Raw genomic sequence first — 20,964 nt, 5'->3', positions numbered from 1 at the left:
CCCGCCAGAGGGGTCAACATTCCACGCTTAAACACAACAAGTCCGCCGGGTGCCTGATGATTGGGCGGGCGGCGACCGGCGTAGAGGGGGCGTGAGTTGGACACAGGCTTTCACCCGGAACTGCAGGAACCAGGCTCCTGATGCCAAGGGAGAAGCCCAAGCGGAGAAACCGTAAGGCGAGAGTACCGATGCAGGAGACTGGGGCGGACCGATCCGTATGAGCGTTGAGGGCCCTGTAATGGGGCCGGAGCAAAGGGATCGGATCAGGTGGTCGTATTGTTTGGAACAACTGGAAACAGGACTTCGATAGGTACGACAGACAAGCCGTTTCGGATTGAGAAGCGGCAAGTGTACGAAGCTTACAAAGCGGTCAAAGCCAACCGTGGTGCAGCCGGGTGGACGGTGAGACCCTGGAGATGTTTGACAAAGACCTTGCGAGAAATCTCTACAAGATCTGGAATCGGCGGTCAGTGATCGGATCGCGCAGATGGTGGTCAAGCAGATGATTGATCCGGAATCCGACATCAAAGCTGTTCGACAATCTTCCGCATGATCTCTTGCTGAAGACGGTCAGAAAAGACGTTAAATGCAACTGGGCTCTGCTCTACATCGAAAGATGGTTGACCGCGCCTATGGAAAAGAACGGAGAAGTCATTGAGCGGATGCGTGGTACCCCGCAAGGGGGCGTGGTCAGCCCGATCCTATCGAATCTCTTCCTGCATTACGCGTTTGACGTCTGGATGACCCGGACGCATCCGGATCTACCATAAAGGCCTGGCGCCGGCGAAGATCGGCGGCTACGTCAAACCGACACTGAGGGTGCGGCCGCCGACAACTACACCTTGACGCGTCGCTGGTTGACGCGAATGGCTTTCGCTTGACCCTCCACGCTGGCACGTGCAGCATCGTCGGCCTGATCGATTTCAGGACGAACGCGTGCATCGATCGGGTGGTGATCATGCTCCTGCTCAGGACTCCGATACGTTGAAACGACAACGCCACGGTGCAACAGCTCGTTCATGTCGTGTTACCTCTTCGAAGGCTACAAGCTATCTGGGAAAGACTTACCTTGTAGGGCATTGGCGGAAGGATCGACAATCGAAAAGACAGGCAGAAATCTCGTCTGCAAGGCCGGCCCCAGAAGGGGTCGGAAGGGAAGATCCGTAGGACAGCTCCCGCGAAACCTCTAGAAAAGTCCAGCCTTTTGAGACCTCGCAACCGGCGGAGAGGATGTTGCTGTCCTGCCTCTATTCAACAGACCTCTCCCCCTTTAAGTTCAGTCGGCGAGCGACCCTTGGGCGATCGCTATGCGCCGATCCCGCCCATGCAGACGTATTTCATGGATAAGAAGTCATCCATTCCGTACTTTGAGCCCTCTCGGCCGAAGCCGGATTGCTTGACGCCGCCGAATGGCGCTAATTCGGTGGAAATCAGACCCGTGTTCACGCCAACCATGCCGTATTCCAGCGCCTCTGTGACCTTCCAAACGTTCCTGAGGTCGTTGGCGAAAAAGTAGGCTGCCAAGCCGAATTCCGTATCGTTCGCGAGTTCGATGACTTCCTCGACAGTATCGAACTTGAACACCGGAGCCAGAGGCGCGAAGGTTTCCTCACGCGCAACCTTCATATCCTTTGTGGCACCCGAGAGAAGCGTTGGTTGGACGAACGTGCCTCCGCGAGCATCGCGGTCACCACCAACCACGACAGTCGCACCCTTGGTCACAGCGTCATCGATATGACCATAGAGCTTTGCTACCGCTTCATCGTTGATCAACGGGCCGATCGTCGCCCCGCTCTCAAACCCGTCAAGAACCTGCAAGGCACTCACGCGCATTGCCAGCTTCTCGACGAACCTGTCATGGATCCCGCTCTGTACGTAAATACGGTTCGCGCACACGCAGGTTTGACCCGCGTTACGAAACTTAGAAAGCATAGCCCCCTCGACCGCCTGGTCGAGATCTGCATCGTCGAAAACGATAAACGGCGCATTGCCGCCGAGTTCCAGGCTCAGCTTCATGATCTTCTGGGCGCCTTGCGCCATCAAGATACGGCCAACTTCGGTCGAACCGGTGAAGGTCAGTTTCTTGACGACCGGGTTGGAGCAGACCTCCTCGCCAAACATTCTTGCATTATCCGTCGGGAGGACGCTGAACAAGCCATCGGGTATTCCGGCACGCTCCGCGAGGATCGCCAATGCAAGCGCCGATAACGGAGTCTCGGCAGCAGGCTTGAATACGATCGCGCAGCCGGACGCGAGCGCCGGCGCGATCTTGCGGCACACCATCGCCGACGGAAAGTTCCAAGGAGCGATGGCGGCCACAACGCCAACCGGCTGCTTGATGACAAGCAGTCGCTTGTCGGCCTGGTGACCTGGAATGGTGTCACCATAGACACGCTTGGCTTCCTCACCGAACCATTCGATGTAGGAAGCGCCGTAAGCAATCTCGCCACGCGCTTCCGCCAGTGGCTTGCCCATTTCCGATGTCAGAATTACGGCCAGGTCTTCAGCGTTAGCTACCACCTCTTCGTAGAACTTCCGCATGATCAGCGAGCGTTCCTTCGCCGAAACCTTAGCCCACTTCTTCTGTGCAGCCTTTGCAGCATCGATAGAGGCTCGCACTTCAGCAAGGCCAGCGCTAGGCAAAGAGGCAAGGACGTCCATCGTGGAGGGGTTTAGCACGTTGATGCGTGTGCCGTTTACCCCTTCGCTCGACCACTTTCCTCCAACCAGCATCTGCTCGCGAACGAGAGTCTGGTCCTTTAAACGGCCTAGCAGGGTGCTGGAGATTGCCATGGATCTTCCTTTCTATGCATTGATCATATCTGATTTCGAATGTGTGGTGACCGTGCGTATATCGCGACCATCGGAACGATGAGCAGACCGACGACAGCCTGCTGCGCCGGAAAGTTCAGTCCGAGGCCAACTAGAAGCGAGGTCAGTACAGTCAGGACAAGAACACCGAGCACTGTCGCGCCATAGCCGCCCGCCCCACCAAGAAGCGACGTCCCTCCAATCACCACCGCTGCTACGGTGGTGAAAAGATAAGGGTCGCCCACGCCGACGAAGCCACCACCGGAAAACCCTAGTAGCAGCATGCCCGTGATTGCAGACATGGCACCGCTGACGCTATGGATGACGGTCCAGACCTTGAACTCGGAGATCCCGAGGCGGGCGGCCGCCGTCCGGCTTCCGCCGACGGCGTAAATGCTGCGGCCAAACCAGGTGTTGTACATGAACCATCCAAGCGCGATGGCGACGATAGCCCAGATCACGATGACCGGAGGCAGCGACAGGCCGAAAAACTTTCCGTTGAACGCCGAAATGTTCCTCAGCCATTCGGGTACCGGAGCAAACACTGTACCACCAAACGCCGAGCCGAGTGAGGTGTAGATCTGGACCGCACCGACGGCCGCGAAGCCAACTCCGAGCGACATGATCAGCGCTTGCCCTTGGAGACGGAAGCTCAGGGCGCCATTGGCGGCCCCGACAAGCGCACCGAGGAGCATGACAACCAGCATCGCGAGGGGAGCGGGAATACCTGCGACCATAAGGCTGGGAAGGAGGATGTTCGCGCCTCCAATAATATATGGTATCGAAAGATCGAGCGCACCGACCAGAGCGCACAGGGTCTGGCCAATGGAGGCAAGCCCCAGAAACGCTGCGAGAAGAAGGATTGAACGCGCGTTTTGGGATGATACGAAGCCGGGGACCAGCAATGCACCGAGTGCTAAGAGAGAGGCCAGAAGAACAAAGCCAATGACGATGCTCCGATGAGCCTTGAGCGGGTTAGACTTCTGAGCCGATTTGATTTCGGAATTCATAACTGTCGCGACCATTATCTTGCTCCTTACACAACCGCGCGGCGACTGATGACAAAGACGTTCACGAGAAGTGATCCGACGAGGATTAAGCCGAATGCCATCTGGGTAACGAACCCCGAAACCGTGCCGAAGTTGAAGGTGGAGAGGAGATAGGAGATGAGGAACATGTTGATCGCGCCAAGCGTAGATCCAAGTGCTCCACCACGACCACCGGAGAGGCTCGCACCTCCGAGAACCAGGGCCGTAACAGCCTGAAGGGTGTAGGTGCTGCCCTGCGTCGGATCACCAGAGGAGATCAGCGCCGTGTAGCTGAGGGCGGCAAGTCCAGCGAATGCTCCACCAACAACGTGGGCGATGATGCGGACTGCGTCCACTCGAACGCCGCTCGTATACGCCATGCGCTCATCCGCACCCGTCATGCGAAGGTTGCGGTAAAACATAGTCCCCCTGAGAAGGAGCCATAATGCATACGCTGCAACCAGCAACAGCAAAACAGGTGACATGATGTCGGTCCCCGCCCCCCAGCTAAGCATCCAGTCGGGCGCGACTCCACCCGGTCGGGACATCACCATCAGGTTCAACCCGGAGAGGACAAGAAAACCCGACAGCGTAACGATTATCGGAGCGACACGCACATAAATGATAACCAGCGCCTGGAGTAGCTGGAATGCCGCTCCCAGGCCGACTGCCCATACTATCACTGCGATAGGGTTGGTAATTCCGTTACCCACAAGCCAGGTAATAAGGGTAACGTTGATGAACCCCATCAAGGGGCCAACTGAAAGGTCCACTGCTCCACGACCCGCCATGACAATGGGGGTGAGGGCAAGCGCCGTTAGAATCAAGGGCGTGGCGACAAGGATTGCACCTGCGAGGCCGTTGTTCGTGAATAGCCCGTGTCCGCGTAGGGCAACGGCGACCAAAAGGACAATGAATAGGCCGGCCGGCACGAAGAGGGAACGGTCCTGGGTGATTTGACGGAATGCGATTCCAGACATCATGCAGTCCTTTCCAGATCGAACTCGATGGAGGCGTTTGGCGATTTTCCAAACATTGCGGCCAAGATTGGCTCTTCCGCTATGTCCTCGCCTGCTAGCGACCGGAAAAGCCTTCCAGCAAAGAAGACGTCGACGCGGTCCGCAAAGCCGATGAACTCTTCGATTTCGCTTGATAGATAAATCACGCTGCCACCCTTCTCCGTGAACAGGCGCAGTTCGCGGTAGAGATCGCGCTTCGTTCCGAGGTCGACACCGCGAGCGGGATCGTTAAGGACGATGACGGACGGTTCGTTTGCAAAGGCACGGCCGATCAAAACTTTTTGCTGATTTCCGCCCGACAGTGAGGTGATCTTGTTCGCCGGACTTCCAATCTTAATCCGGAGCCGATCCACCTCGCGTTTGAACATGGGTTTGAGGCCGGCCTTATTGATTATACCAAGAGGACCGAGGTTCTTTCGATAGACGCCGATGGCAAGATTTTCGAAGATGCTCTGCTGAGGGAAGATACCTTCACGCTTGCGGTCGCCGGAAATATACGAGATTCCTGCTTTGGTAGCGTCTTCGAGCGATGCGACCTTTTTCATTCTCTCGGTGCTGGATGACCAGACTTGGACATTACCACCAAAAGGCTGGATGATACCCGCAACGGCGCGTACGAAAGCGTCCTGCCCCTGCCCGTCGAGTCCTGCAACACCGATGATCGCTCCTTTCGGTAGATCGAAATCGAAGGGCGCTGCCGCGCTGTGAGTAACGAGGTCTCTTACCGCTACCACGGCCGGCGCGGCGGCGCCTACTTGCTTTGATTCGTACGCCTTCGCGTCGCTTGCGTTTCGGTCCGCGGGCGTCATCATTGAAAGCAGGTTCTCTTCAGTTATTTCATGCTTCTCGAGCGTACCAATGGTGACGCCGTCGCGAAGGATCGTGGCTCGATCGGCGATGCGGACAAGTTCAGCGATCCGATGCGTTACGATCAGCACGGTCGCACCTTCCCTACGGAGACGATCAATTTCCTCGTGGAGGCGGATCGTGGAATCGAGGTCTAATGCCGCAGACGATTCATCGAGGATGAGGACCTTCGGCCTGCGCAAGACCGCTCGCGCAATAACTATCCATTGCTTGACGCTCAGAGGCAATGCCCCAACGTTCTGATCGAGATCCACGGGCTTGCCGACGAGGCGTTTCAGGATCTCCTCAGCCTCGGTACGCCGACCACTGCCGCCCTGCGAGCGGAAGATGCCGTCGCGCCCGACATACAGGTTTTCCAATACACTGGCCTCGTCGGCCACCAGCACTTCCTGGAAGATCGTTGTCAGCCCGATGCGCTTGGCGTCAGTCGGAGTCGAAATCTCTTCTCCAAGGACCGAAACGCTCCCGGAATCTGGGTGCAACACTCCAGACATGATCTTCGCCATCGTGCTTTTGCCACTTCCATTCTCTCCGACGATGGCGTGCACTTCTCCGGCCCGGGCTTCAAAATCACACTTCTTTAAGGCCTTAGTCTCGCCGAAAGACTTGGCAACATTGATCAACTTGATCGTAGTTTGGTTTTGCATCGGAGATCCTCTAATCCCAACGGCCGCGCGAGGCGGTCCTCCCACAAGAGAAACTTCTGTCCGGTGGCAAGACCCACCGGGCAGAACAGTTTCACTTCGACACAGGCTTCCAGGGATCAGCCGGGCGTTCGAAGTAGTCTGCAGCAATCGCAGCAGGAAACCACCCGTCCGCCTTGGGCTCCACGAAGTCTGTCGAGTTCAAGTCGCAATCTTCTGGTATTGCCGCGCGGACTTCATCGATGGTGTAAGGCAAGACGGGTCGAAGGAAGGACTGAACCTTAGGGCCTTGTCCCTCCAATGTGCGGAGCATGATCTCCCACATCTGTTGCATCTCGCGACGCGGCGGCCAAATATGGAAACTCCTGTCCACAAACTCGGGGTTCTTGCGCCAGTAGCACGCGGCGGAAGCTTCCCCCCCGAGAGTAATCGGGATCATGTCTCGACCTGACTGCAGCATTGCGTTGAGAACGCCGTTCTCTTGGGCCCCCTGCGTGAGGATCCCATCAATCTTCGTCGGGTTCGTCGCAAGAAACTTCTGAACTTCGACCTGGGCCACCTGGTCGGTCCACTTCCCTGCAACTTCACCGACGATCTTTATGTCGGGGTACTTAGCAAGTGCTTCCTTAGCCGCTTTGTCAAAGCTGTCCGAAGAAGCGAAACCGGGAATACCAGAAACGAGAAGGATATTGCCCTTCTTTCCTATTTTTTCCGCCAGCCACGTCGCCATCTCGGCACCGCCCTGCGCGTGATTGGCCGCGCCATTGATGGCGTATGGTGACGTCACGTAGCCCGAAAATGAGAACACCGGCACACCGGCTTTGTAGGCATATTCGATCGTCTGATTAAGAGCCGTGACGTTCGAGCAGCAGATGATGATTGCATCGACGCCTTCGTCCACCATCTGACGCATCTGCTGGATCTGAACGGCGTCTTTAAGATCCGACTGGGTGACCACGACATCAGACACCAGGCCCGCAGCCTTTGATCGCGGTAAAAGATCGCTCATGACCGCATCGAGAGCTGCGGCTCGCCAGGTGTTGCCAGCGTAGCTGCTTGCATAGCCGATCTTCCACGGAGGACCCTTTTTGGGCTTGAAGTCTTTGTAGGCGCTCGCCCCCAATGGAATCTGCGGATCTACAGTTTCATAGATCTTCTTTTCTGTAGCCGGTAGCTGATCGACACCATCCGCGTAAGCGGTTGTCGCCAGGGCGCTAACCGAGATCAGCGCCCCAAGTGTGACATTCAGAATGCACCTCATTGAAGTTCTCCTCCCGAGAAAAGGATCAGGCAACCTTAGACCGGGCTGCTGATGACTGTTGGATCTCCTCAAGAATCGGCAACAGATACTTCCGGAACTCGCTATAGTCCTCAGTAACGGGAAAATGTCCGAGCTTTTCCATTGTCCAAAACTTGGAGCCTTTGACCAGGTCTGCAGCAATCTTGGTATCGGCCGGGGACGTGTTTGGATCGTATTCGCCCGTGAGGAAGTATAGCATACATTTCGACGTATCGATTTTGCTGGCTTCTTCTGGCGACACATCGTGGTCGTAGTAGTAGTAATAAAGATCACCCGCGAAGATTCCCGGTCCACCGCAGCTGTATTCCCACTGGATTTCACGGACATTCGCTTCTGGCGAGTACGGTGAGATATTCAGCATCATCGCCGCACCGATGGAGGTGCGATTGACGTTTGGATTGTCGAACTCCCTGCGGATGCCAGCCATACCGACGTCGACGTACTCCGCCGCCGAGCGCAACGCACCTTCGACCGAGATCGTGGCGCGGAAGTTGTCCGGATAGTTCGATGCCAAGTCGATCGCGAGATGGCCGCCCATGGAGCTGCCCAAATAAACGGGGCGGTCTAGGTCGAGCGCTTTTGAGAGTTCGAGCTGGAAGTCCATCATGAACTTCTTGGTCATGTTGTATTCCTTCTCCCACCAGCGAACGCCGTAGGGGGGAAGGGACTTGCCGTGATACGGCAGATCGAACGCGATGACACGAAAATTTTTCGTCACGTCGGAATCGCAAAGCATATGACGGTATTGGCGACCGTCGGACCCTGCCGTATGACCGACGAGAAGCGGAATCCCCTGGCCCGCTTCTTCGTAATAGACGCGGTACTCGATACCTTCTACGGTGAGATAGAGATAACGGCCGATAATGGGGTCAAACTTGGTCATGCTGCTGCTCCTTCAGAACGGGCATTGCGCATCAGGGTGGTCATGCGGTTGAGAGCAGGCAGATACGCGAAGGTTTCATTGTTACTGCTAAGGTAGAGGCCATGCTTGATGTTTGATGACTGCAAGCACTGATAAAACGGCAAGGGTTTGTGCTGAAGCAGCGCCTCCCACTGTGAACCGGTCCCGCGTATGACGATAGTGCACTTGTCGTCGTCGTATTCGGCCTCTTCCACCTTTAGCAACGTACCGTCCTCGAAATGAAGCGCTACACTGCGGGTAGGGAAATCGCATTTTAATATACCGTTAAGATAACGAGTTTCGCGCTTGAACTCGAAATCCTCCCGCACGAATTCTATGAATTTCTTGAGATCTATCGCCATTTTAGGCTCCTCCCTTGTTGATAAGCGCTGAGAACTCCGCGCATGTTGTACATGCCCCCTCACGGGACAGCACATTCTCAAATGCCCATTTCAGTGAAGACTTCCTGGGCATGCCTGAAACTGTCGATGCCTGCTGGCACACCAACGTAGATAGCCACCTGAAGGAAGATCTCCTGGATCTCCTGTTTCGTAACACCGTTGTTGATGGCGCCGCGGATGTGGCCTCTGAGCTCGTGCGGTCGGTTTAAAACCGCTATCATTCCAAGGTTGAGGATCGATCGAGCGCGACGGTCGAGGCCAGGTCGGTTCCAAATATTGTCCCAACAATACTCGGTGACGAGTTCCTGCATCGGCCAGGTGAAGTCGGTCGCCTTTCCGAGGGCCGCATCAACGTAAGCGTCCCCCATCACCTGCCGACGAGTAGCAAGTCCGCGCTTGAACTGCTCCGATGGAGCTGTTCGCTCGCCGGCCTTAGACCCCTTATCTTTCCTGTCCAAAGTGGCCATTGGGTTTCGCTCCCTTCATCATATTTGACAGATTATCAGACAATTTTCAACTGTCAGTTTGGCGTAGTTTTTCGCGGTCAGGCCTGATCTTTCACGAACTGCGCAATTTTCGTATGGTCGACATCGGGGCCTAAAGCATGCCGAGCAGCATCCCAGGCATCAGCGGTACCGGCCAATGTCGGCAGCTGGAGATTGAGCGCCTTCGACAAGTCCGCTGCAATCCTAATGTCTTTCGCCATAAGCCCCAAAGCAAAACCAGAGCCAAAAGTCTCCGAGAGGATGAACTGCTTCATCTTCACTTCTGTTGCGTTGTTCTTGCCAGACGACGAGTTGAGAATATCGACGATCGTTCTAGGATCGAGACCAAACGTTCGGCCAAGAAGAACGCCTTCGATAGCTGCCAGAACCCCGGCTCCCGATACGAAATTGTTGATGGCTTTCATGGCGTGCCCTGAGCCGATCGGGCCTGTCCTAAAAATCTGGCCGCCCATGGCGCACAGGATGGGATCAGCTTGATCGATATCGTCAGAAGCACCGCCTGCCATGATAGTAAGAGAGCCTTCGACGGCTCGCTTCACTCCGCCTGACACGGGAGCATCGACCAGCCGCAAGCCCTTCTGATGCAAGCGCTCTGCGAGCTCACGAGTATCATTGGGCGCCGATGAGCTCATGTCGATGACAAGCGCGTCAGCACTCAGGGATTGCCAGGCCCCATCCTTGAAGAGCGCGTCTTGAACAATCTTGCCGTTGGGAAGCATGGTAACCGCAACATCGGCGCCATTGAATGCTTCCGCTACCGTCTCTGCCGGAACGCCGCCGACGGCCGCGAACCTTTCCCTAGCCTCGGCCGATAGATCAAAGCCAGTGACTTCGAATTGAGCCGACAACAGATGTTGTGCCATCGGCCCGCCCATTGCGCCGAGACCAATAAAGGCGACGCGCAGATTTTTTCGTGGTGACAACGTCCCGCTCCCGAATGTGAGGCAAGCACAATCAGCTACCTCCGTTAGTGAGGAGTAGTTAACGACCTATCAGACAATCTGTCAATCGGAAAATTCATGCTTGGGCCGGCGCGCCCTCGCTACGACGCCAATTTTGCTGTCGCTTCTTCAATCACCTCACTTAATGACCGTGCAAGCAGCACCCATCTTATCGTCCGATGGACACCAGAGAGGTTGTTGCGTTGTCAAAAGCACCGTGCCTGAAGGATTTGATTACACCCGGCCACCTCCAGCATCAGACAATCTGTCAATTTTCGGAAAATCTTATGGCATCAGCCTGAGGTGTTGTTGCGCAGGTACTCGAGTGCGACTTTCGCAGCCATATCAATGTGGTGCTTACAAGCGGCCGCAGCCCTGGGTCCGTTGCGGTTTTGGATCGCTTCGGCAATCTCTTTGATTTCTGCAATGCTATGTTTGAGGCGCCCCGGTTGTGTCATCGAAGTCATGCGCAGAAGATTGATCCGGTTGTGCAGCGATGTTAGCATTTGCCTGACGAAGACGTTTTTGCTGCCATCCATCAAGCAGTCATAGAACGCGTTTTTGGCAGCGATGAGCCTGTGTCCCACGCCGCTTTCCGCCGACGCTTCGAATTCTCTAACGGCATCTTGCAAAGTGGCAATATCTTCCGCCGTTCCATTTTCGGCGAACTGCTGACCAGCAAACCCCTCGAGCAGCGCGCGGACGGTGTAGAGCTGAGCGGCCTCCTCATAGGTTATGATACTGACAACTGGACCCTTGTGGGGGAAGCTTGTGATCAATCCCTCTGCCTCAAGCTGCCGAAGCGCTTCACGGACGGACGTGCGACCCACGCCGATCATTTCGCAAAGCTCGCGCTCGACGAGCCTTTGCCCCGGCTTGAACTTGCCCGTCGCAATAGCCTGTCTGAGCCTTTCTTCGACTTGCACTCGAAGAGAGGCATTTTGCCGAGCGACCTGCAGCTCCACATCTACCATGATCAATGTCCTACGTAGCACTAATGAATTTGAACTAAATATATGGCTGCTTCGCGGGGAACTTTCAATCAGATTGTCTGATGAGCGGTCATTAGCAACTATACTCGAGGATTGAGCCTGCTGTGTAAAGGTCGGCTTCCCGATCCATGAGGAACCGATCGGTTGGCGCGCCATAAGTGGAGATTCTAGTCCAAATGGCCTAGTTCAATTGGTGTCCTGATGGCCGACAATGTCCGCCCGCCGATTTCTCAAAACCAGCCACGGTTGCGACCCTGATCGACGAGGTGTCCACGGTCACCGACACCACCGCATCTTTCAGGAGCACCCGTTCGACTAAGGGCCGGGTGCAGCTTGGCAATCGGCAAAAGCCGCATCAGCAGACGATAGTGGTTCCGATCGCGCCTCCAGTCCGGAGGCGGCATCGATCTTGAGCGCCTCAAGATCCGCCATCTCTCTTCGCCTGCCAGCCTGGCTCGTATTTGCGCTATCGCTCCCGCAATTCCCATTCTAACCACTTTTCTCTCTGACCATCTCTCTTGAAAAATTGTAACCTTCGTGCTACATATCTAGTGCAATCTGTAGTGCGAAGGTGACAAATTCCGACACCTCACAACCCTCCGGCCGCTGTGCGGCGCGCGCTGCGCAAACTGGGCGCAGCCATCCACGACGCACGTCGACGTCGCCGCCTGCCTATGGCGGTAGTAGCCGAACGTGCCTTCACCTCACGCTCAACGCTTCAAAAGATCGAGGCCGGCGACACCAATGTCAGCATCGGCATCTATGCAGGCGTCCTCCAGGCACTCGGCCTGCTAGATGGGCTGAGCCAAGTCGCCGACATCGGTAACGACAGCGTCGGCCAGTCTCTGGCCAATGCAGAGTTGCCCAGGCACGCTCACCCAAGGCGATCACCGGGATCGTCACGCGATGGCTGATTTCGAAGTTCATCTCGACCTTCACGGCCGCACACGTCCCATCTGGCCCGGAGCAATCGCGCCCGTGGTGCCGAAACAATCGTGTTTGAGTATGATCGTGCCTGGCTCGAGGACCCCGGCCGCTTCTCGCTGCAGCCCGCTCTAGCTCTGAGCTGGGGAGAAAAATCACGGCTTTCTGTGGCTCAATAAAGCCAGCTGGTCGTTGTCCCCTGCCTATGACCTCAATCCAGTGCCTAATGAAGGAAGTCGCGACACCGCAAGGTGACGCGAGACCGCCAAGGCGGTCGGTGCGCGGTCAGCCGAGATCAACCGTATGGCCAGTGCGTTCGATCACGATGATTTGCAGCGAGCGCCAGCCCTATGACGAGAGCCTTCCTCCACAGTTTCAATCCGCCCTCTGCCGGCCCGATCACTGAACCGGATTACGGCATCGTTGCGTTGTAAAGGACGGATGTCCAATGGCAATTTTCCGATCTGCGGTCCTGGCTGGATTTGCGATGGAATTGTTTCAAGCGCCTCCGTGACCAACGAGCGAAAACCAATAATTATGTGATTCGGTGAGATCGAGACGCTACTCTACGAACAAACTATGTCACTGCCAGCGGATCCTCAATCACATCGACGATCGATGGCTGGCCAAGCACGTCCGCGAAGCGCTGTAGCATGGCAACAGTACTCGATGACATCTCCGCCCTGGAGCCCGGGATATAGCAAGCGGCTGCATAAGCGAGTTGCCGTTGCCTCGGTTCCGTTAGCAACAGCGGCAGCGTCTCGATTGCTTGCTCCGGCTCAAAGGTGACGATAGCCGTCTGCACGCGAGTGATTTCGGCCAAATGATCAGCGCTTAGGGAGCGGAAGGGCTCGTCCTCGGTCAGCACCCGTGACCAGCGCGCCAGGCGGTCGCGTCGGATCCCGCCACGATCGCTCACCAGGAGTACGACCATACGGATGATGGCATCGGCGAGTCCGCCGATCGCGATCCTCCTGAGCGCATTGGCGATGTCCGGCTGCCATCTCATATCGTCAAGTGTCGTCCCTTTGCGGTATGCTTCGTGGGGATTGTCAAAATATCGCTGCCAAGGGTTGTTCCAGATCATGTGAAACGCGAGCTCATAACCCATGTCGCGCCAGTCGCGCATGACCACGATCGCCTGTTCGACAGCCTTGAAATAGAGCGCTTCCGCAGCCAGGAAAGGATTTTCCGCTGCTGCGTTCGCCCGGGAGTTCCGTACCTGCTCTGAAATTGACTTATAGCCAACCATGATCGGATTCTGAGAAGACAGCAGCGATCGCTCCAGCCGCTTTGGATGGAACATTCGGCTGGCGTCTGCTGAGATGTCTGTGACCGCGGCCTGCACAAAGGGGCGGGCAACTGTGTGATAGATCTGCGCTTGCAGTTCAGAGACGCGGGCGACGGCAGCGAAGGGACCTCCATCGTCATGGCCATCGTTAAACTCACGGATATTCTCGAAGGTGCGCTCGATCAGTTCAACACTATAGCTCTTGTGTCCAGCATCTTCTTGAATGTCCGTGATGCGCATCTCGTAAAGGCCAGGCAACAACGCCTCAATTGCCTCGAGCGTGCTTGCAACCTCACTGTATTCTTTGTTGATTACTCTCGAGGAAACGAATGTACCGAGGTGACCGACGTCGTTGTGTACCATATAAATAATGTGCTGGCCGAGAAGGCGGATTTCCTCCTCGTTGTCATAGATTTCGGGGATCCAATTCAGCGCCTGCTGCGGCGGCGTTACATTGTCGCCATGACTGGCAAATATGATAATAGGCGCCCTGATCTTCTTAAGGTCGAAATGCCGCCGGTCCGGCTCCCCATACGCCTTGTTGTGCGCCAGTCGATTACCAACAAAGAGGTGCTCAACTATCCAGCGGATCTCGTCTCCCCGCATCAGGCAGAAGCCGCCCCACCACTTCTCAGCCTTGAGGAAGGCTTCGCTCGCCGCATCCACATCTCGGAACAGTTCGACATACTTCATGAATAACTGGCGCTCGGGATTGAGCGTTTCGAAATTCTGTACAAGATGGGCGCCGTCGAAGATGCCTCCGCCCAGATCTGACAAAAACATGGTCATCCAAGCTCCCCCGAAGAGGCCCGCCATGTAGCGGAGGGTATTTTCGCCGATATTTCCCGAGGTAGGTGTCACCGGCGATCCGTTGAGGATGATCGGGCCAGCTAAGTCGAGATTTGTCGCAACCATCAGAAGGGTAGCCCAGCCAGCTTGGCAGTTGCCGACTACGACTGGAAGGCGGGCCAGCGGATGCAGGCGCATGACCTCACGAACAAAGGCCGCTTCCGCATACGTGACATTAGAGAGATACTGCCCCCCTCTGGCTCTCGGCGAAAGGACACCAAATAAACCGGGTGACCTTCCCGGAACGCCACGCCGACCTGGCTGTCTTCTTTGTGGCCACCGACGCCGGGACTATGTCCGGCGCGCGGACAAATGATTATAAAGGGGCGCTTCGTGTCATCGACGTTAACACCTTGGGGCGGAATCATTCGGAGTAACACGTAATTGGATTTCAAGGGCAGATCGTTTCCATCCATAACTGTTTCGTAGTCGCAGAAGAAAACCGGCGGACAGCCTGCCGCTTCATGTTCGAGGAAGATGTCGCCGCGCTGTCGGAGAAGATCCATGCACAATATGGCGCGCTCACTAGCGTCGCGCAGGTATTCCGCCCAAGCGTGGCCCAAATTCCCATTGTCGTGCACCTCGCGTAGACTCTCGGCAAGACGTTCGGCCTCAGTAAAGAGCTTTCCCTGGCGGGTAGACTGGCTGTCGCACATGACTTGCACGCGGCGCAATAAGGCAACCTGCAGAATTTTAGCGGTTTCAGCGCCCGCTTCCGCCAAGCGTTGGAACATCGGGAATAGACTTTGGGTCACTTGGCTGTCCAGTTCCGTGGATGGCGCTTCAATCCACCGGAGCGGGTTTAGAGATGTAAGAATGTCCGCCATCGTTTCAACTCCTCTATGGTTATGATCCCGTACGAATACATACGTGCCAGATCGATCGTGCTTCCGTCTGGCGAGGTGCTCGGTAGGCAATGCCGACGCCTAGGAAAGCAGTTTGACGACTTCCGACCCCAACGAGTTACCGCCGCATTCATCCCCTGCAATGTCTATGCCAAGCACTGGGTCAGCCAGCTACGCCGGGAGAGGGGGCAGCAAGCTCGTCGCCAGGGAATGCCACACAAAGTCTTCATTCAGCCTGGATCAGCAGTTTCTCCCAGCTCGTTGGAGACTATCGCAGGACAGGAGGTGATGGATTCGCCTGCGGTGTGGGATCCCACCAACTAGGATGTTTCAGCGGCCGTCCGCGTGGCTTTGGTTGGGGCTAAGGCTGGTGGTGGCATGGTTTATAGACGATGCCTTCTGTCTGACGCTCACCGATGACGGCAGTCTTCATCCGGTCGCAAAGCACTCCCGCGGAGCGCCGCCGAGAGCCTCGAAGGCCGCGATGTGGAAACGCAGGCCGGTCATCTCATGCATGACGAAGCGTGCCCAGATGGGACGGCTATGACCCGGCACTATCGTGAACTGCCAGATGATCCTCGGCGCCAGTTAAAGTGCCGATCGCGTGACACCGCCATTTTCGCTGGCGTTAGTGTTGGTCAGGTTTACAGCAGATCACCGATAACAGTGGACAGGTTAAACGGAACGATTCCGATCTCACCACGCGGCATCCTGTCGAGCAAGTCGACCGTGCGGGCAAAGGTTTCGACTTGCTGAAAGGCGTAATCAGGGTCGAGCCGGTCCAAGCCTCCGCCCGGCAAGACCTGGCAAAGATAGTCCGGTATCGGACAGCTTGATATCGTCGGAATTCCTGATGCGTATAATGGCTGTCCTTCGCCCAACATCACCTGCGCCGCCGCTGGGGCGACTATCAGCGCGCGTACCTTTTTGCGCCCGCGTGCGGCAGCGATGTACACGCCACTCATCGACTTATTACTGGTATAGATCAAATCGAGTTCCGGCTTCCCGGTGGGCGCGGGGTGCCCTTTTGCAAAGTCATCTCGCCACTCGGTACATCCAAGATGCTCAATCGTAGCTCCTGCAACGGCTTTAGCATGGCCGGGTTTGCCGTCCCACAATTCTGGATGCATTTCGAGCCAGGTCGCCGTCGCCTGATTCCCGTGGCGGCCGAACTGGGCAAGCTGGAAATGACCCGTGACGAGTACGAAGACGAGGCTTCGGTTGCGGGCAGATTTCGGTAGCGAGGAGAAATAATGCGCCAGAGCGAGTACCCCAGCACCGCCGTTCTCTTCGCACGCATTAGGTCCATCGGTGTGGGTGTTGATGATGATTGTCTCAAGCAGGTTGCAGCCCGGCAAAACCGCATAAATCGTATCGGTCGCAACGTCTTCCAACGTGCCATCCAAGGTCAGGCGACCGCTCAAACCGTGCTTGATCGCGGCTTTGATCCGCTCTCCTTCAGATTGCGCCACCCATATTGCAGGTAAGCCCCAATACGGTGTGGTGAATGGCAGCACCTGCCCCTTCAACTGCACTTCCGAGACGCCTTCGAAAATGCAAACGACGGCTAAAACCCCTGCTTCACGCGCCTTGTCGATCGGTACGCCAAGCAAACCGGTGATAAGCGGCGTGGTTACGGCTTTGGGAAAGTCTATGCCTTCCGGCAGGCTGCCGCGTCGATTGGTCACCAGTTCGAGGAATGCCGCCAGATCCCGACGCTTTACCGTCACCACCGCAATTTTGCCGCGGGCTTTCTCAAACGCCTGAACCCGACCGTTGAAAAGAACCATCTTACCTGAGATACCGCCGGGAGGTGTAAGCCCGGAATACGGGAACGGCGCCGCTACCTCAATTACTTCACCATTTGACAGTTTGAACGCGGTGGTTCGTGGCATCCACCGGCGCATCGTGAGTTGATCGCGCTTCACCTCAAGGCCCATCCCTCTCAACTCACCAGCAAGATAATCGATTGCCCGTGCTTGCGCCGGGCTGCCGGTCAATCGGGGGCCGAAACTGTTGAGCCTTTTGATCCAACTCCAAAGTTTCCGCTGATCAGGGAGTGCGGGGATGGACGGCTTTCGCTGCTCACTGAATCCGGTGCTGGGAAAAGCCGGGAATACGATCCCGGCGAGAAGAGCAGTGAGCCCAACAGTCGAAAAATCTCTTCGTTTCAAGACTAACCTCCGCGCCTCTCTATCACGATACCTATGGCCGCACGCCGCCCGTGTCCTTGCAAATCCAGTGCCATTAAAAGCACACGTCTAATCTTCAGTTTTGAATTGAACGCGCAGTCTGAATCGGTTTTGGACCGCGTGCGAAGTCAATGCAGCTTTCGGACAGACTCCGCGCAAGCATCTGAAGTGGTTGAAGAGTCACTTTACTGATCTAGGAACGCGTCGTTGGTTTAATGCCTTTAAGAGCGACTTAATCTTGAGCCTAGTCTCGGGTCGGCCAAAAACCTTTGCCTGCTTGCAGACGACCATCAGTCGCCGAATGCAGCGGCAAGACTGTAAACTGTTGACCACGATAGGCGCTGCGCGTTGGACCTTTGTCACAACAACCTATCAAAACCCTCTATTTTATCCGGCGGACTTTCATTGCCGCCAAGGTTCTGGAGCTAGCGGCAAATCAGCCCCGACTGCCAATCTATTCGATGCTTGCGTCGCTGATAGTGATGCTGGCGCCCGAACCGCCGCCTGTTTGAGGCTCCAGCCGGATAATGACGGTCTGTGGCTGACGGCAAGACGGGTCATCGGGCAAGGGAAACCCAAATCGTTGAGGCTTTGCCCCGTCCAATACCGAAAACGCCTTGTTCGGAAAAATACCAAACCTACCAATTTCGCGAACGTTACTGCCGCAGTCAAGCGAAACGACCGTCGTCACTGGTCCTGAAGTCGACGGTTCATAACCAGTGACAGTAAGGACGACCCGCGCACTGGTATCAGCCGATGAGTGGACTGCTCTGCTCGATATGGTTATCGTCGCGGGCTTACTGGTCGTTGCCCGCATGTCGCTCTCGTTAGCTTGAACCGGGCTGACGATGCGCAGCATCGATAATGCCGCCGCACGAATAGCGATAAGCACCCAACGATGATAGCGCATCGATGTCTCCACAACCCAGCCAGTCCGGATGTTAGGCGGACACTATGGCTATTTCTAGCTTTGCGGGCTCTACGGCGCCGGGTTTGCCCGCTCCCGATCCGACAGGAATGAGCTGCAGGTCGATGGCCTCGCCATCCGTCTGCCCCCTTCCGCCGTAAACCCGCTGGATCGCGTCCGTCAGATCGAGGACGAAGGATGGTTTGCGATGATGGTCGCCGTCATGACCGAGAACGGCGAAAGAACCGACGTAATGGGGATCGGTGACGGGCGTATCGGCCTTAAGGTCGTTCTTGCCGAGAAACACCCGAACGCTGGTCGTGCTGGCACTGGTGATCTCGACATCGCGCAGGAATGCCAGCACACGAGGAGCGGAGGCCGCCTGCTCCTGTGCCGCGCCGAAATCCATTGTATCCATGCCGGATGGCAGAGGCGGTTGGCGGACGATCTCCTGCAACGCGCCCGCCGGGATCTTGATCGGCAGCGAAAGCGGCACGTTTTCCGTTGCCGCCTTGCTGTTGTCCGTGGAGGTGGTCGTCACGCCGGCGATTGCAGCATCGGTCGCCGTCGCCGCGATCACGGACGTGAGTTTATCGTTCAGGGCCAGCGTTTTGGCGCTCGCCGCCGCGACCTTGAAGTAGGTCCGGAAACCATAATTGTATCCGAGTTCCTCTGGAACATAAAGGTCAGAGACCTTCGGGGACCAGAAGTTGCCGTCGACATCGTAGAAATTGTCGGTGAACGGCATGTCGGCCCAGAGCCGATCCGTGCTGTTGGCGTTGCGCAAATTCCAGGTCGCCCAGATGCGGTCGATGTTGCAATGATGCATGAAGAAGATCGGATCGCGGGGCGACGACATTTCCGGCATCCAGCCACCGATATTGTTGTGCACCTGATTGTGCGGTGTGTATTCCAGCGTCCCCTGCGTGCCGCTGCTGGTGGTGACCCAGGAAGGATCGAGTGAGTTCTGTCCCTGGGGGCGGGTGGTGCCGAAGACCTCGTATGGCTTCGCCGTTAGGATGGTGTTGAGAACCTGTGGCCCAACTATATTGTCCGGCATCGGCTGCGTGATTGGCCAGGTGCGCGACGAAACATAAAGTGGATTGTCCTTGCCGTCGGGCGTCTTTTGCATTGTGAACACTTCGGGCAGGTACGGATTGTCGGTCCAGTCCCAGAACGGCATAGCGAAATCGTTGTTCTTGGTCACGTGCCGAACGATGCGCTCGTACATAGCCGTATAGGCCCTGTGCCACGGCAGGAAATACCAGTTGCCATGCGGGCAGTATTTGACGACGTCACCGCTGCCGTGAATTTTCGAGAGGTTGACCCAGTTGAATTTGTCGCTGGCGGGAAGGGCGTTGAGAAGGCGCACTGCGTCGCGATAGGTCTCGATGATCGGGTCGTTCCAGGCCAAGCCCTGCAGTGAGCGCCGCCAAGGGATTGAAGGTATCTGCGCGAAGGCTTTAGTCCCCGGTAGGCCGCTGGCGAGCAGGCCTGCTGCAATGACGCCACCCTGAACGATGACATGTCTGCGTGTGATGCTCATCTTACTCTCCCTTGGATTTGAATTGTCCTTCGCCAAGATTAATGCCGCTTTTAGGCCGGTTCCGCGCCGTCTGGGCGCGGGAGCAGTGGGCAATTCGCACCACCATAGAGCTTGCGTTGGCTCTTTCTGAGTTTCGGTGAATCGGCGGCACGAGAAATGAAGCAAGCGACGTGCCATTCGAAAATGCAGCGTAAAATGCGAGCTAAAAACGCTACTACCGATCGTATTCCTGCATTCCAGTTGAAATCCAGATTCCGGAAAACTTAGTATCGCATTCCATGATCGTTCGAGCGACGGCTTGCCGACCAGCCACGGCAAGCACGTTCGGTTGCGAAAACCTCAAATGATCAAGCTGAAACAGTTGTTCAGACCGGTGAGAGGGCCCAAGATGATGAAAACGCCCTGTGCGACGATAGAGAAGCACGCATCTCGAACAGGCTTTCGCTATCGGACCCCCAGCAATGACGGAGCCGTAGCCCGCTCGCTCTCAAATTCAAAACTGCGAAGCAGGCACCACTTCGTGGCTTGACGGGTGCGTAGAGCAGAGCGGGACAAACCGATTGTCGTGATCTCGACAAATGCGACAAAGGGCGGCGGCTGTCCGACATTTGCGAGAATAGCGGCGGGATCTCCGCGCGGGAACAACGGGCTCACCAAGTGATCCCACTTTCAGTCCCATTGTGCCCACTCATTCGGGCTTACTGTCGGACCCTATCGAGACCTCGCCGCAGCTGCGAAGCCCCACTCATATCCGTTTGAATTTGGCATCAAGGCTTGACGCTTGCCGTCCACACGGGGCAATTCGGGCAGTGTATTAGCCTGCTGTCCCGCTCGTTTCCTGACCCGACATCACAGCGGGGCAGGCCGATTTGGGGATCATCGCTCATTTGGGCCATGGTCTCAAGCGTCATATACCTGGCGCGTTGAACGGCCCATTCATCATTCTGTTCGAGCAGCAATGCACCGACGAGACGGACGATGGCTTCGTCGTTCGGAAAGA

Annotated in this window: 15 protein-coding genes and 5 pseudogenes; 3 read left to right on the top strand and 17 right to left on the bottom strand. The window is 56.3% G+C overall.

What is annotated here, in order from left to right; genetic code table 11:
* Positions 1–306: 306 nt before the first annotated feature.
* Positions 307–767, top strand: a pseudogene (locus CO670_RS33775) (reverse transcriptase domain-containing protein); the annotation flags it as partial.
* A 68-nt stretch (positions 768–835) separates the two neighbouring features.
* Here the strand turns inward: CO670_RS33775 and CO670_RS31055 are convergent.
* The 11 genes from CO670_RS31055 to CO670_RS31005 all read right to left on the bottom strand — a co-directional run bounded on the left by CO670_RS31055 (position 836) and on the right by CO670_RS31005 (position 11,392).
* On the bottom strand, positions 836–1,021 hold the full coding sequence (locus CO670_RS31055) for a hypothetical protein (RefSeq protein WP_004668636.1): 186 nt from the start codon (positions 1,019–1,021) through the stop codon (positions 836–838).
* 284 nt (positions 1,022–1,305) lie between these two features.
* Complete coding sequence (locus CO670_RS31050) at positions 1,306–2,793, bottom strand: NAD-dependent succinate-semialdehyde dehydrogenase (protein ID WP_008534338.1); 1,488 nt, start codon at positions 2,791–2,793, stop codon at positions 1,306–1,308.
* Between the two features lie 23 nt (positions 2,794–2,816).
* Positions 2,817–3,836, bottom strand: a complete 1,020-nt coding sequence (locus CO670_RS31045) for an ABC transporter permease (protein WP_004668632.1) — start codon at positions 3,834–3,836, stop codon at positions 2,817–2,819.
* Positions 3,837–3,847: 11 nt separating this feature from the next.
* Entirely contained in the window at positions 3,848–4,822 is a 975-nt protein-coding gene (locus CO670_RS31040; protein ID WP_008534336.1) for an ABC transporter permease, read from the bottom strand.
* Positions 4,819–6,372 (bottom strand): sugar ABC transporter ATP-binding protein, encoded by a 1,554-nt coding sequence (locus tag CO670_RS31035; protein ID WP_004668627.1) that lies wholly within the window; start codon positions 6,370–6,372, stop codon positions 4,819–4,821. The genes CO670_RS31040 and CO670_RS31035 overlap by 4 nt, the downstream gene beginning before the upstream one ends.
* A gap of 91 nt (positions 6,373–6,463) precedes the next feature.
* Positions 6,464–7,630 (bottom strand): ABC transporter substrate-binding protein, encoded by a 1,167-nt coding sequence (locus tag CO670_RS31030; protein WP_008534334.1) that lies wholly within the window; start codon positions 7,628–7,630, stop codon positions 6,464–6,466.
* 25 nt (positions 7,631–7,655) lie between these two features.
* Entirely contained in the window at positions 7,656–8,552 is an 897-nt protein-coding gene (locus tag CO670_RS31025; RefSeq protein ID WP_004668623.1) for an alpha/beta hydrolase, read from the bottom strand.
* Positions 8,549–8,932, bottom strand: a complete 384-nt coding sequence (locus CO670_RS31020; RefSeq protein ID WP_004668622.1) for a hypothetical protein — start codon at positions 8,930–8,932, stop codon at positions 8,549–8,551. Before CO670_RS31020 ends, CO670_RS31025 begins: the two co-directional genes overlap by 4 nt.
* Before the next feature lie 77 nt (positions 8,933–9,009).
* Entirely contained in the window at positions 9,010–9,438 is a 429-nt protein-coding gene (locus CO670_RS31015; protein WP_004668619.1) for a carboxymuconolactone decarboxylase family protein, read from the bottom strand.
* 77 nt (positions 9,439–9,515) lie between these two features.
* Complete coding sequence (locus CO670_RS31010) at positions 9,516–10,400, bottom strand: NAD(P)-dependent oxidoreductase (RefSeq protein ID WP_011053340.1); 885 nt, start codon at positions 10,398–10,400, stop codon at positions 9,516–9,518.
* Between the two features lie 311 nt (positions 10,401–10,711).
* The gene (locus tag CO670_RS31005) at positions 10,712–11,392 is read right to left on the bottom strand and encodes a GntR family transcriptional regulator (protein WP_004668612.1); all 681 of its coding nucleotides are present in this window, start codon (positions 11,390–11,392) and stop codon (positions 10,712–10,714) included.
* Between the two features lie 596 nt (positions 11,393–11,988).
* Here CO670_RS31005 and CO670_RS31000 point away from each other — a divergent pair.
* Together CO670_RS31000 and CO670_RS33770 are read left to right on the top strand one after the other, a co-directional pair.
* On the top strand, positions 11,989–12,324 hold the full coding sequence (locus CO670_RS31000; RefSeq protein WP_097593820.1) for a helix-turn-helix transcriptional regulator: 336 nt from the start codon (positions 11,989–11,991) through the stop codon (positions 12,322–12,324).
* A 160-nt stretch (positions 12,325–12,484) separates the two neighbouring features.
* Positions 12,485–12,688: pseudogene (locus tag CO670_RS33770) on the top strand (type II toxin-antitoxin system HipA family toxin); the annotation flags it as partial.
* A 223-nt stretch (positions 12,689–12,911) separates the two neighbouring features.
* Here CO670_RS33770 and CO670_RS30985 read toward each other — a convergent pair.
* From CO670_RS30985 to CO670_RS30960, 6 genes and pseudogenes are all read right to left on the bottom strand, one after another.
* A pseudogene (locus CO670_RS30985) lies at positions 12,912–14,980 on the bottom strand (DUF3141 domain-containing protein).
* Between the two features lie 748 nt (positions 14,981–15,728).
* Positions 15,729–15,898 (bottom strand): annotated as a pseudogene (locus CO670_RS30980) (IS21 family transposase); the annotation flags it as partial.
* 65 nt (positions 15,899–15,963) lie between these two features.
* A complete protein-coding gene (locus tag CO670_RS30975; RefSeq protein WP_004668604.1) occupies positions 15,964–17,493 on the bottom strand; it encodes a hypothetical protein in 1,530 nt (509 codons plus the stop codon).
* 472 nt (positions 17,494–17,965) lie between these two features.
* Positions 17,966–18,421, bottom strand: coding sequence for a hypothetical protein (locus CO670_RS30970; RefSeq protein ID WP_004668602.1), 456 nt, complete (start codon positions 18,419–18,421; stop codon positions 17,966–17,968).
* Positions 18,422–18,452: 31 nt separating this feature from the next.
* Positions 18,453–19,964, bottom strand: coding sequence for a tyrosinase family protein (locus CO670_RS30965; RefSeq protein ID WP_097593819.1), 1,512 nt, complete (start codon positions 19,962–19,964; stop codon positions 18,453–18,455).
* Positions 19,965–20,821: 857 nt separating this feature from the next.
* Positions 20,822–20,964 (bottom strand): annotated as a pseudogene (locus CO670_RS30960) (IS256 family transposase); the annotation flags it as partial.

This window comes from Rhizobium sp. J15, assembly GCF_002531825.1.
Lineage (GTDB): Bacteria > Pseudomonadota > Alphaproteobacteria > Rhizobiales > Rhizobiaceae > Rhizobium.
Note: the sequence above shows the minus strand (reverse complement) of the source record. Positions and strands in the feature narration are given on the sequence as shown.